This is a genomic window from Aquimarina algicola, assembly GCF_006443095.1.
Lineage (GTDB): Bacteria > Bacteroidota > Bacteroidia > Flavobacteriales > Flavobacteriaceae > Aquimarina > Aquimarina algicola.
Genome location: NZ_VFWZ01000003.1, coordinates 126,078 through 139,280, shown reverse-complemented (window position 1 = coordinate 139,280; position 13,203 = coordinate 126,078). Strand labels below are relative to the sequence as shown.

General features: G+C 32.7%; 14 protein-coding genes. 10 read left to right on the top strand and 4 right to left on the bottom strand.

Annotated elements, in window-relative coordinates; translation table 11 throughout:
* Position 1: 1 nt before the first annotated feature.
* Entirely contained in the window at positions 2-580 is a 579-nt protein-coding gene (locus FHK87_RS11470) for a hypothetical protein (RefSeq protein WP_140592932.1), read from the bottom strand.
* A 193-nt stretch (positions 581-773) separates the two neighbouring features.
* Positions 774-1,667 carry a gliding motility-associated ABC transporter ATP-binding subunit GldA gene (gene gldA, locus FHK87_RS11465; protein ID WP_140592930.1) on the bottom strand — a complete coding sequence of 298 codons (894 nt, stop codon included), beginning with the start codon at positions 1,665-1,667 and terminating at the stop codon, positions 774-776.
* Positions 1,668-1,970: 303 nt separating this feature from the next.
* On the opposite strand from gldA, the gene FHK87_RS11460 reads away from it, so the two are divergent.
* Positions 1,971-3,302 (top strand): glycoside hydrolase family 1 protein, encoded by a 1,332-nt coding sequence (locus FHK87_RS11460; RefSeq protein WP_140592928.1) that lies wholly within the window; start codon positions 1,971-1,973, stop codon positions 3,300-3,302.
* A gap of 23 nt (positions 3,303-3,325) precedes the next feature.
* On the opposite strand, the gene FHK87_RS11455 is transcribed toward FHK87_RS11460, so the two are convergent.
* Positions 3,326-3,787, bottom strand: a complete 462-nt coding sequence (locus tag FHK87_RS11455) for an Lrp/AsnC family transcriptional regulator (protein WP_140592925.1) — start codon at positions 3,785-3,787, stop codon at positions 3,326-3,328.
* 182 nt (positions 3,788-3,969) lie between these two features.
* Between FHK87_RS11455 and FHK87_RS11450 the strand changes: the two genes are divergently transcribed.
* The 7 genes from FHK87_RS11450 to FHK87_RS11420 all read left to right on the top strand — a co-directional run bounded on the left by FHK87_RS11450 (position 3,970) and on the right by FHK87_RS11420 (position 11,066).
* The gene (locus FHK87_RS11450) at positions 3,970-4,944 is read left to right on the top strand and encodes an NAD-dependent epimerase/dehydratase family protein (protein WP_140592923.1); all 975 of its coding nucleotides are present in this window, start codon (positions 3,970-3,972) and stop codon (positions 4,942-4,944) included.
* 19 nt (positions 4,945-4,963) lie between these two features.
* Complete coding sequence (kbl, locus tag FHK87_RS11445; RefSeq protein WP_140592921.1) at positions 4,964-6,154, top strand: glycine C-acetyltransferase; 1,191 nt, start codon at positions 4,964-4,966, stop codon at positions 6,152-6,154.
* A 483-nt stretch (positions 6,155-6,637) separates the two neighbouring features.
* Positions 6,638-7,525 (top strand): prephenate dehydratase, encoded by an 888-nt coding sequence (locus FHK87_RS11440; RefSeq protein WP_140592918.1) that lies wholly within the window; start codon positions 6,638-6,640, stop codon positions 7,523-7,525.
* Complete coding sequence (locus tag FHK87_RS11435; protein ID WP_140592916.1) at positions 7,522-8,679, top strand: pyridoxal phosphate-dependent aminotransferase; 1,158 nt, start codon at positions 7,522-7,524, stop codon at positions 8,677-8,679. Before FHK87_RS11440 ends, FHK87_RS11435 begins: the two co-directional genes overlap by 4 nt.
* A complete protein-coding gene (locus tag FHK87_RS11430) occupies positions 8,676-9,053 on the top strand; it encodes a nuclear transport factor 2 family protein (RefSeq protein ID WP_140592915.1) in 378 nt (125 codons plus the stop codon). The genes FHK87_RS11435 and FHK87_RS11430 overlap by 4 nt, the downstream gene beginning before the upstream one ends.
* Positions 9,054-9,058: 5 nt before the next feature.
* Positions 9,059-9,907, top strand: coding sequence for a prephenate dehydrogenase (locus FHK87_RS11425; RefSeq protein ID WP_140592912.1), 849 nt, complete (start codon positions 9,059-9,061; stop codon positions 9,905-9,907).
* A 76-nt stretch (positions 9,908-9,983) separates the two neighbouring features.
* Complete coding sequence (locus FHK87_RS11420) at positions 9,984-11,066, top strand: bifunctional 3-deoxy-7-phosphoheptulonate synthase/chorismate mutase type II (protein ID WP_140592910.1); 1,083 nt, start codon at positions 9,984-9,986, stop codon at positions 11,064-11,066.
* Between the two features lie 69 nt (positions 11,067-11,135).
* Here the strand turns inward: FHK87_RS11420 and FHK87_RS11415 are convergent, their stop codons facing one another.
* On the bottom strand, positions 11,136-11,588 hold the full coding sequence (locus FHK87_RS11415; protein ID WP_140592908.1) for a hypothetical protein: 453 nt from the start codon (positions 11,586-11,588) through the stop codon (positions 11,136-11,138).
* Between the two features lie 140 nt (positions 11,589-11,728).
* Here FHK87_RS11415 and rsgA point away from each other — a divergent pair, with 140 nt between their 5' ends.
* Together rsgA and dtd are read left to right on the top strand one after the other, a co-directional pair.
* Positions 11,729-12,679 carry a ribosome small subunit-dependent GTPase A gene (gene rsgA / locus FHK87_RS11410; protein ID WP_140592905.1) on the top strand — a complete coding sequence of 317 codons (951 nt, stop codon included), beginning with the start codon at positions 11,729-11,731 and terminating at the stop codon, positions 12,677-12,679.
* A 48-nt stretch (positions 12,680-12,727) separates the two neighbouring features.
* Entirely contained in the window at positions 12,728-13,180 is a 453-nt protein-coding gene (gene dtd, locus FHK87_RS11405; protein ID WP_140592903.1) for a D-aminoacyl-tRNA deacylase, read from the top strand.
* The last annotated feature ends 23 nt before the right edge of the window (positions 13,181-13,203 follow it).

Here is a 13,203-nt window from a genome sequence, read left to right as displayed (position 1 = left end):
CTTACCAAGAATATCCTATTGCAACGTTTAGATCTGGTCTAACTTTTGTAGAAGAGTTATCATAGTTAAGAGGAATTTGTAGATCTGCTCCCCCTGAAATACCAATTGTAATTCCTTTTTTGAAAACCCATTGGTATCCGATATCCCCCGAAATACCTGCAGTGAAGAAATCTTGATTGATGTTAGGTTGTACTGTCCTAAATAAACCCTTATACCGTATATGTTCATAAAACCCAAAAGCCCCACCACTCACAAAGAATCCTTTGGGTGCAATCTTTGATTTTGAGAAATAATAGCGATAATCGACTTGTGAAAATATTAAGTATTCTTCAAAAGTACCAGAAGGGATAAAGTCTCCATCTTCATATCCAAGGCCCAAAGTAAAGATCAAAGATGATTTTTTTCTAATTACTCTTTCATACTCCAATACTAGTTCATTTACAAAAATATTTAGAGGATGTACTTTTAAACTATTTTTAAATGTATTTCCTTTTTCATTGATTTTTTCTTCATTAGTTTCTTGTGCAATTAATGTACAAGTACAAGCTAATAATATTAAACTTAATACTATTTTTTTCATTTTTTAGAATTGTTATTACTTATTCTAAAAACACACATATATCAAAACACCCTAATTTTTGAAAAAAAAATAATAAGGAAAAAAATGAGTGGAGAAATAAATTTTTGAAATGATAAAAAGAATACTATTTGTAAGAGTATAGTCTTTAAGGTGGAGTTAAATATATGATTGATGAATATAACTTTTAAATGAGTCAACTGGTCAATTCTCTAAAAAGACTCTCAAGGTTTTTGTTTTTCTTTGATAGTTGTAATATTTTTAATTGGTTGTCATGAGCAAAGTCAAAAACTGCTGATCTCATATCAACTGTAGTATTAAAAGTGATTTGATATAAAAAACCACCTGTGTTTTTTACAGTTTCTACATTAGGTAATTGTAACAAAAAAGCTTCTTCTACACGATAATCAAACTCAACTTCTATAATTTGCTCTTTTTCGTCTATCATATCATTTAGATATTTGTCAGCAACAATCTTTCCTTTATTAATGATAAGAACTCTATCACACATGGCTTCTACCTCTTGCATAATATGAGTCGATAAGAATACAGTCTTTTGTTTGCCAATAGAAGTAATTAGTTCTCTGATTTCAACAAGTTGATTAGGGTCAAGTCCTGTTGTGGGCTCATCTAGGATTAATACCTGAGGGTCATGAAGTAATGCGCATGCAAGTCCAACTCTTTGGCGATATCCTTTTGATAATTGGCCAATTTTCTTATTAGCTTCCGGCAACAATCCGGTTAATTGAATTACTTCTTCGATTCGAGATGTATGACATCCATACACTTTTGCATTAAAATCAAGATATTCACGAATGTACATTTCTAGATATAATGGATTATGTTCAGGAAGATAACCAACACTTTTTCTAACATCTGTAGATTGTGTATTGATGTCAAAACTATTTACCGTCGCTGCACCCTCGGTTGGATTTAGATAAGTAGTAAGAATTTTCATCATTGTAGATTTCCCTGCTCCATTCGGGCCTAAAAAACCTACGATTTCTCCTTGCTTGATGTCAAAAGATATATTGTCTAATGCCTTTTGTTCATTATAAAGTTTAGAAATATTTGAAACCGAAATTGACATAAATGAAAAGATATTAGTCTATTTAACACTCAAAAGTACATAATTAGTGTATATCAATCAGATAAAATCAATAGTAATATTATCATAACATTAAGATAAGATAGTAATGATAGAAGATGAGTATATTTATAATTATAAGATAATCAATATGTTATTTAGATATTTAAAATATATAGGAAAACAGATTGTGTATAGAATAATCTGTTTTGTACAAAGGTTAAGTTTTTATCTTCTATATCCTTTTTTAAAGAGAAACTTTTTTAAGCATTAAAATCCAACTTCTAGGATTTAATAAGCTTATACATGAAAAAACTTGATGATCTTATTTGGGGAGTTACTATAGCAGCTGCCCAAACAGAAGGAGCGTATGACAAAGATGGAAGGGGACCTTCTATATGGGATACATTTACTCAAAAAAAGTTTCGGATTAAAGATGGCTCAAATGCAAAAGTAGCAACAGATTTCTATCATAGATATAAAGAAGATATCGATTTTACGGTTGCTATTGGTCTCAAAATATTTCGTTTTTCTATTTCCTGGTCAAGGATACTTCCAGAAGGCACTGGTAAAGTAAACCAAAAAGGAATTGATTTTTATAATAAAGTCATAGAGTATTGTCTAGAGGTTGGTGTCGAACCTTGGATTACAACGTATCATTGGGATTTGCCACAAATACTTCAAGATCAGGGCGGATGGACGAATAGAAAAATCATTGATTGGTATGTAGAATATGTAACTATATTAAGAGATAATTTTGCAGATCGAGTCAAATACTGGATTTTGATCAACGAAGGTATCGTATGCATGGGAGGAGGATATTTTCTTGGTGTTCATGCCCCGGGTAAAAGAGGGATACGAAATTTTCTAGCGAGTACTCATCATTTATTATTGTCACAGGCAAAAGGATTTAAAATTCTAAAAGAAAAACAAGGGTTAAAAGTAGGTACGGCTATAAGCTGCACAAAAATAGATCCTTATCAAGATACGATTAGGGATCAAAAAGCTGCCAAACGTCTAGATACATTGATGAATCGTCTTTTTATCGAACCACATCTCGGTTTGGGATATCCTGACGATGATCTTCCTATATTGAAGCGAATGGCAAAATATTACAAAATAGGAGATCTTGAAGCACTACGAACAGATTTTGATTTTTGGGGTATTCAGACCTATGCAAGAGAAGTTGTTAGGTCAGCTTGGTATGTGCCTTATTTGGGTGCTATGCGTGTTAAACCCAAAAAGAGAGGAGTAGCGACATCTATAATGGGTTGGGAAACGTATCCCAAAGGGATATCAGATTTCTTAGAGAGATTTGCCAAATATGATTCGCAAAAACCACTATGGCTTTCAGAATGTGGAATGGCACTTGCTAAAGATGAAGATGAACAACATAGAATCGAGTATTATCAAAAAGTGATCGAAGAAATGAAAGCTATTATTCACAAGGGTGTCAATCTTAAAGGGGTATTACTTTGGACATTAGTTGATAATTTTGAATGGGCCGAAGGATATCTTCCTAAATTTGGAATCATAGCACTAGATCGCAAGACATTAAAGCGAACAATGAAACCATCTGCTATATGGTTACAAAAATATCTTTCTACTATAAAAGCAGCTATAATTGCCGAACGTTAATTGAAATCAAGAAAGAGAGACGATCAAATATAAAACTCAGATGTGTGTTTAATTTCTTTGAGCACAAAAGTACTGTTGAGCACTCCTATATTTTCAATTTTGGATAATTTTGTTTTTACAAAATCATGATATTCTTCAAGGCTTTTAGTATGAATTTTTAAAATAAAATCAACTTGTCCCGCCATGTGATAGCACTCCTGTACTTCTTTTAGATTTTGGATTTGCTCTTCAAATTTTTCAATAAAGGCTTCATTGTGATATCGCATCGACACCTGACAAATTGTGGTAATCGATCGATCTATGAGTTTTTTATCCAATATAGCAACATATTTTTTGATCACCCCTTGTTTTTCTAATCGCCGAATCCTTTCATACACTGGTGATGGGGTAAGATGAAGCGTCTTTGCAATTTCTTTAGCTGTTTTTTTAGAATCCTCTTGAAGCATTCTTAAAATCGTAATGTCTATATCGTCTAGTTGTTCCATATCATTTCCGAAAAAAATTACTTCAAATATAATGTTTATTATATTGTATAAAATAAAAAATACTTTTAAAATGGTATTTTGAAGTGATAATTACTTAATTGTAATTGTTCAATAGCTTTAAGTGCTATTTTTTGTAAATTTGTCAGTAAATCATGCTGTAAGGCTTTAAAAGAAAAAGAGGTATGAAAACAGTAGTTTTAGTAATCGGAGCTAATGGTCAGTTGGGTTCGGTATTAACAGAGTCATTGAAGCAGAAGTTTGGAGAGAATAATGTCATAGCTTCTGATTTAAAGCATAGAGAAGGATACAAAGGTATTTTTGAAATTATTGATGCTACAGATATCAATGGAATACATGAGGTTGTTGATACATATCATGTGACTCAGATATATCATTTGGCCGCAATATTGTCGGCTAGGGGAGAAGAAATGCCTTTGCAGACTTGGGACATTAATATGAAAACATTGTTTAATGTTTTGGAAGTTTCAAGGCAAAAAAATATAGATAAAGTCTTTTTTCCAAGTTCGATAGCAGTTTTTGGAGAAGGTGCTATATTGGATCATACGCCTAATGATGCTTATTTAGATCCTGCTACTGTTTACGGGATTAGTAAAGCAGCAGGAGAGAATTGGGCACAATATTACTTTTTAAGGTACGGACTGGATGTAAGGTCAATTCGATATCCTGGTGTAATCGGATATCAATCTTTGCCGGGAGGAGGAACTACCGACTATGCAGTAGATATCTATCATAAAGCAGTTCGGCAAGAAGATTTTAGTTGTTTTTTGGATAAAAACACAACTCTGCCAATGATCTTTATGGATGATGCCATTCGTGCTACTTTAGAACTGATGGATGCCCCAAAAGAAAATATTACCTTGAGGACTTCTTATAATATTGCAGGAGTTAGTTTTTCGCCAGCAGAAATAGCAGCAGAAATTCGTAAATTATATCCCGATTTTAAGATCGCTTATCATCCTGATTTTAGACAAGAAATCGCTTCAAGATGGCCAAAATCAATCGATGATACAATGGCTACAAAAGACTGGGGCTGGAAACCAGAATTTGACCTAGAATCTATGACCACTATTATGATTCAAAAGTTAAAAGAAAAATACAAAACAGGATCAAGAAACTTAGAAAGTTTAGTTTTATAAACAACTAACACAAATCATTATGTTTTCAAATATAAAAGACGATTTACAAAAAGAAATAGAAGAAATTACTGCTGCGGGCTTGTACAAAGCAGAGAGAGTGATTACTACTCCACAGGGAGCAGAGATAGATACGCTCAAAGCAAAAGATGTACTTAATTTTTGTGCTAATAATTATTTAGGACTATCATCACATCCTGATGTTATAGAAGCTGGTAAACAAGCCATTGATTCTCATGGATATGGTTTGTCTTCTGTGCGATTTATTTGTGGAACACAGGATATTCACAAAGAATTAGAACGTAAGACCGCAGAGTTTTTAGGAATGGAAGATTGTATTCTATATGCAGCTGCATTTGATGCAAACGGAGGACTTTTTGAACCTATTTTGGGACCAGAAGATGCAATCATTTCAGATGCTTTGAATCATGCTTCGATTATCGATGGGATCCGATTATGTAAGGCAAAACGCTTTAGATATGAACATAATAATATGGTAGATCTCGAAAAACAACTGAAATCTGCAGAAGGTTCGAGACGTAAACTTATTGTTACCGATGGTTCATTCTCTATGGATGGTACTATAGCACAATTAGATAAAATATGTGATCTGGCGGATCAATATGGAGCAATGGTGATGATTGATGAGTGTCATTCTACAGGGTTTTTAGGGAAAACGGGACGAGGTACTCATGAATATAGAGATGTTATGGGGCGTATTGATATTATTACAGGTACGTACGGTAAGGCATTAGGGGGAGCGTCAGGAGGATTTACGGCTGCCAGAAAAGAGATTGTAGAAATGTTGAGACAAAGATCAAGACCTTATCTTTTTTCTAATACTGTTGCACCGTCTATTGTAGGAGCTTCTATCAAAGTGTTGGATATATTAAATTCATCTACCACACTTCGAGATAAATTAGAAGAAAATACAAAATATTTCAGATCAGAAATGACAGCAGCAGGTTTTGATATTATTGCAGGAGATCACCCTATAGTACCTGTGATGCTTTATGATGCAAAACTAGCACAAGAATTTGCAGCAAAACTATTAGAAGAAGGTATTTACGTAATAGGATTTTTCTATCCGGTTGTTCCAAAAGAAAAAGCAAGGATAAGAGTACAGTTGTCTGCAGCGCATGAACGTCATCATCTTGAAAAAGCTGTAAAAGCATTTACCAAAATAGGAAAAGAATTAAAGGTAATCTCGTAATACCTTTTGTTTAAGAGGTAAAATAACTATGATAGTTTTTGGTTTTTAGGACATAAAATGATTCAAATAAGGGTCATTTTCTTAGAATGTTGATCATGAATTTAGCATATAAAGGATTGATAAAGAGTTCACAAACGTTTGTTAGTTGCAGAAAATCTAAAATATTCTTAGTGTAATCTAACTTTTGTTTAAAATTCTTTAATCATATAGGGTTAAAAATTAAATTTTCGTGATAATGTTCTTTTGTTATTGAAAAAAACAAAAAAATATTTTGAATCGTAATAGATTTAGCTACATTAGCAATGTAAAAATAAGACAACAATGAACAGTAACTTATTTACTTGGAACCGATTTTATTTCTTCTTTTATTATAAAAGTAAGAACGGGATTTCTATGTAAATATGAATTAGAACAATATATAACTAGAATCCCGATATTATCGGGATTTTTTTTTGAACTTATTTTAAAAAAAGTAAACTTTTGATGAAACAAACAAGTCTGGACATACAAGGAGAACGCTCTACTTATGACGCGACTTCAAAAAAAGTTAAAGTAGCAATACAAGGAATTAAGGGTTCTTATCATCATCAAGTAGCACAATCCTTTTTTGGAGATGACGTTGCAGTAGATGAATGTATGTCTTTTAGAGAATTGGTTCAAAGTTTAGAACATTGTAACAGTACAGATGCAGTAATGGCGATAGAAAATTCTATCGCAGGGTCGATTATTCCTAACTATGCATATATCGATGAGCATGATCTTACAATCAGTGGAGAATATTTTTTGCCGATTCATCATTGTTTAATGGCATTACAGGGTCAAAGTATTAAGGATATCAAAGAAGTATATTCTCACCCAATGGCACTTTTGCAATGCAAAGAGTTTTTTAGGGAACACTCGCATATCAAATTAGTAGAGGATTCTGATACCGCAGCTGTAGCCAAAAGAATTCATGATAAGCAATTAAAAGGAGTAGCGGCCATTGCCGGAGAAACAGCAGCTTCAATTTATCAACTTGATATTTTGGCAAGAGATATACAAACGATCAAATCCAATAGCACTAGATTTTTTGTGTTAAATACTCGTAGTACTTCGGGAGTTCCTAAAGAAGAGATTAATAAAGCATCTTTAAAATTTCATACAGATCACAAAAGAGGAAGCCTGGCAACAGTACTTAATGTAATGAGCGATTGTAATTTGAATCTTACCAAGATACAATCACTACCTATTATCGATATGCCATGGAAATATTCTTTTTTTGTAGATGTGACCTTTACAAAGTATGAAGCGTACGAAAAAGCGATTTCTGTTTTGAAAATCATGGCATTAGAATTAAAAATACTTGGAGAATATAAAAACCAAAACGGATGAATATTCAAACCGCAAAACGACTAGATACTGTAGAGGAATATTATTTCTCTAAGAAATTAAGAGAAGTACGATCCCTTATGGCTTCAGGAAAACCGATCCTAAATATGGCGATCGGAAGCCCTGATTTGGCACCCCCAAAAGAAGTAATTCAAACCATTCAAGAGGCTGTTTTACAAGAAGGAGCACACAAATATCAAAGTTATCAGGGGTTGCTGGAATTGCGTGAAGCCATTGCAGATTTTTATCAATCAAAATATCAGGTTTCTTTGGATGCTAATAGTGAGATTTTGCCATTAATTGGTTCTAAAGAAGGAATCATGCATGTTTCTCTTGCATACGTTAATGAAGGTGATGAAGTTTTAATCCCGAATCCGGGATATCCTACGTATACATCAGTGACAAAATTGATTGGGGCAACTCCGGTTTTTTATGATTTGACAGAAGAAAATGATTGGGAGCCTGATTTTCATAGCCTTTCAAAACTAAATTTGGATAAAGTAAAAATCATGTGGGTTAACTATCCTAATATGCCTACAGGGGCTTCGGGGACCAATACAATGTTTAAAAAACTTATCGATTTTGCTAAAAAACATAGTATTCTAATTGTAAATGACAATCCATACAGTTTTATTTTAAATGATACCCCAACCAGTATTTTATCTGTTGAAGGCGCAAAAGAAGTAGCATTAGAATTTAATTCATTGAGCAAAACATTTAATATGGCAGGTTGGCGCATAGGTATGGTAAACGGGAGTGCTGATAAAATTGAAGCGATCCTAAAAGTTAAAAGTAATATGGATAGTGGGATGTTGCAAGGTATTCAGAAAGGAGCTGCAACAGCACTTCAAATTTCAGAAGATTGGTATAAAAAAATGAATTCCATTTATGCAGAAAGAAGAGTGTTGATATGGGAGCTCGCCACTCTTTTAGGATGTTCTTATGATCCGAATATGGTGGGGATGTTTGTTTGGGCTAAACTTCCGGAGGGAACCAATGCGATACAATTTATTGATACTATTTTATATGATCAAGATATTTTTATTGCACCGGGAGATATTTTTGGATCTAATGGAAAAGGATATATTAGGTTTTCTCTATGTGTGACCAAAGAAGATATTAAAACAGCAATTGAACGCATAACCGTTAGGGCATGAAAAATCAAGAACATCTGGTACAAGAATATATCAATGGCTACAATGCATTTGATATAAAAATGATGCTATCTGTTTTGCATAATGATGTTGTTTTTGAGAATGTTACTAATGATGAGGTGACTTTGTCTTTAGAAGGTCTTGATGCGTTTAGAGAGCAGGCAGAAAAAGCAACCAAATTATTTGTCAAAAGAAATCAAAGTATTCGTGAAATTCAACATACTGGTGATACAATAGTTATTGAAGTTGAGTACTCAGCTATTTTGGCTGTAGATCTTTCAGAAGATATAAAAGCAGGAGATCAAATGAATATAAAAGGAAAAAGTACCTTTTCTTTTAAAGAAAATAAAATTATAAAAATTATAGATATCAGTTAACTGCTATGAATGTATTTGTAATAGGAATAGGATTGATCGGAGGCTCATTTGCCATAGATATAAAAGCAGCTTTTGATGAAGCAGTCATTTATGGAGTTGATCAAAATGAAACACATCTCGATCAAGCATTATCACTCAATATTATAGACCATAAATCTACAATAGAAGATATAAGTCAGGCAGATATTGTAATCGTAGCAATCCCTGTTGATGCTACTGTAAATATATTACCTATGATATTGGATATGATTGATGAAGATTGTCTCGTGTTTGATGTAGGATCGACTAAACAGAAATTATGTGTTAGTGTAGAGCAACATGATAAAAGAAGAAATTATCTTGCGGCGCATCCGATTGCAGGTACAGAATTTTCAGGCCCTCAAGCAGCTATCGCGAACTTATATCGGGGTAAAACCAATATTATTTGTGAGATCGAAAAAACTGCTTTTAAACTTCAAGAAAAAGGAATGGAAATTTTTTCTCGATTGGGTATGCGAATTCGATATATGGATCCGGCTTCACATGATAAACATATTGCGTATGTATCGCACTTGTCTCATATTAGTTCTTTCATGTTAGGGAAAACAGTAATAGAAAAAGAAAAAAACGAAAGAGATATTTTTGATATGGCGGGTAGTGGTTTTGCATCAACAGTTCGATTAGCAAAAAGCTCACCAGCCATGTGGACTCCAATTTTTAAACACAATAAAGAGAATGTCATCGAAACGTTAGAAGAATATATTACTAATCTTAATCAGTTCAAAGAACTTATTGAGAATAATGATTATGAAGAAATTTATAAAGAAATGGAAAATACAAACCATATAAGAACGATTTTGAAAGGAATTGCTTAAAAAAGCGATAATTAAAGAGAACAAATGAATACACAAAATAACAATAACCCTACAGTAAAAAAGAAAGAAATCAAAAATGGAAAATAATAAAGAACTCAGAAACTGGCTAGATGCTTACAATCTGGAACATCCTTTAGTAATCGCTGGGCCATGTAGCGCAGAGACAGAAGATCAAGTCGTTAAAATTGCACATCAACTTAAAGATTCTGATGCTACAGTACTTAGGGCAGGAATTTGGAAACCGAGAACCCGTCCTGGTAATTTTGAAGGGGTTGGCGCATTGGGGTTAAAATGGTTGCAAAGAGCCAAAGAAGAAACAGGAATGAAAATAGCTACAGAAGTAGCTACTCCTCATCATGTAGAACTTGCGTTAGAACATGGTGTTGATGTACTTTGGATCGGTGCTAGAAGTACAGTTTCACCCTTTATTGTTCAGGATATAGCAGACGCTTGTAAAGGCATAGAAAATCCTGTGCTTATCAAAAACCCTATCAATCCGGATTTATCATTATGGTTAGGAGCAGTAGAACGGTTTTATACGGCAAATGTCAAAAATTTGGGGGTAATCCATAGAGGGTTTTCAACATACGAAAAAACGAAATATAGAAATATCCCAGAATGGCAAATTCCTATTGATTTACAGAATCGTTTTCCAGATTTACCATTGATTGTAGACCCGTCACATATTGCGGGAAGAAGAGATTTGATTTTTGACCTTTCTCAAACAGCATTGGATTTAAATTTTGATGGGATGATCGTAGAAACGCATTATGACCCAGACAATGCATGGAGTGATGCAAAACAACAAATTACACCAGAAACTTTGATACAATATATGGTAGATTTAAAAATTCGTAAAGAAGTTGGTGTGGATGAAGCCTACCAAAAAGCATTAGATGAGCTGCGTGTTAAAATAGATATCGCCGATAATCAATTGCTTGAAATATTATCTAAACGAATGAAAATTTCAGATGAAATAGGAAAAGTAAAAGCAAAACAAAATGTAGCGATTCTGCAATCTAAAAGATGGAATGAGATTTTAGGAAGAATGATCCTTGAAGGAGAGCAAAATGGATTGAGCGAAGAGTTCATTCTTCGTATCTACAAAGCAATTCATCAAGAATCTATTAATCACCAAAAGAAGATAGCAAGAGGATAGATGATAAATAAAAAAAATGGTTTGAATATAATTTTATATTCAAACCATTTTTTATAATCTAAATAAGATTTATTTTTTTCTTTTGAAAGTATAACGAGTAATGTAAATACCATTTTTATCACCTTTACCAGCATAACCTTCAACTCCACTATTTACAAATGCAAGTTCCCAACCTTCTGAAGCCATAGTATTGATTTTTGACATTACAAGAGCATCATTTGCTGCAATGTTTTGAAAACGAATACCACCAAGGTTAAAGAAGTTCAAAAGTTTAGTTTCGTCAAAACCTTTTACACGAATGTCTCCACGATCAGATTTATTTCTCTTATCATCCTCACCAGTACGAGTAGAAGTAAATTCTTTATAATCTCTTGTTTCGTTGGCAGTGATCATTCTAGATCTACCTAATCCATTAGGAACTATAGATTCAACAACAGTTACAATTTGATATTCATAAGTATCTTGAGCAATGGATACATTAATACTTAATAATGCTAATCCTAAAAATAATAGTTTTTTCATAATTTGATGATTATAATTAATAACATGAGCAGTTTTATCAATAGTCGTGCCAAAGAATCTTTGTCTGGTACATGTTCAATTTTTTTAATTAATAAATGAAATAAGATTATTAACCGTATTAATATTTGCATATTTGTGTTATGACAGGTATTGTTTATAAATCTACAGGCAGTTGGTATACCGTAAGAACAGAAGACGGGAACATATACGAATGTCGTATAAAAGGAAAATTTAGGATTAAAGGTATCAAAAGTACAAATCCTGTAGCTGTGGGAGATCATGTGGATTTTAAATTAGAGAGTAACAATGATCGGCATACAGGGATCATTGAGAAAATTCATGACAGACAGAATTATATCATAAGAAAATCTGTAAACTTATCTAAACAAACTCATATCATAGCTTCTAATATCGATGTGGTTTTTTTATTAGTGACACTTAATAACCCTGTTACATTTACTTCTTTTATAGATCGGTTTTTGGTTACCACAGAAGCTTATGATATTAAAGCAATACTACTTTTTAATAAAATTGATACGTATAATGAAGATGAACTTTTAGAAATAAAATATCTGGCAGCTTTATATCGCAAAATTGGATATGAATGTATTGGGATTTCTGCAAAAACCGGAAAAAATATTGATAAAGTAAAAGAAGCAATGCAGGATAAAGTTTGTATGTTTTCTGGGCATAGCGGTGTTGGTAAATCAACTTTGATTAATACGATTGCTCCTGATCTTTCTTTGAAAACGGCTCAAATAAGTGATCAACACCAACAAGGGCAGCATACAACAACCTTTGCAGAAATGTTTGACTTGAGTTTTGGATCAAAAATTATAGATACACCCGGGATCAAGGGGTTCGGAGTAGTAGATATGGATAAGGAAGAATTAGGAGATTATTTCCCAGAATTTTTTGCATTAAAATCAAATTGTAAGTTTAATAATTGTTTACATATTAATGAGCCAAAATGTGCAGTAAAAGAAGCATTAGATAATGGAGAAATTGCTTGGTCCAGATACAAGAGTTACTTACAGATTTTAGAAGGAGATGAAGCGAGTTACAGGAAAAATAATTATGATGAAGAATAATTTTTTTTAAATAAGAGGTAACAATTCTTATATAAGTGACATAGATATATGAAAGCAGTAATTCAAAGAGTTTCTGAAGCATCCGTTACAGTAGAGAAAAATATAATATCAAAAATAAATCAAGGTTTATTAATATTAATTGGCATCGAAAATGAAGATACCAAAGAGGATGTGGATTGGTTATGTAATAAAATAATAAAACTAAGGATATTTGGAGATGAAAATGGAGTAATGAATAAAAGTATACAGGACGTAGATGGTGAAATTATTGTCGTAAGCCAATTTACATTGCATGCTAGTACTAAAAAAGGAAATAGGCCTAGTTATATTAAAGCAGCAAAACCAGAAATAGCAATACCTGTGTATGAACAATTTGTGGAACAATTAGAATTGAATTTGAAAAAAAAGATTGGTACAGGTATATTTGGTGCCGATATGAAAGTATCACTGCTTAACGATGGACCTGTAACCATAATTATAGATACAAAAAATAAAGAGTAAACTACCCCTAAATAATTTAAGAT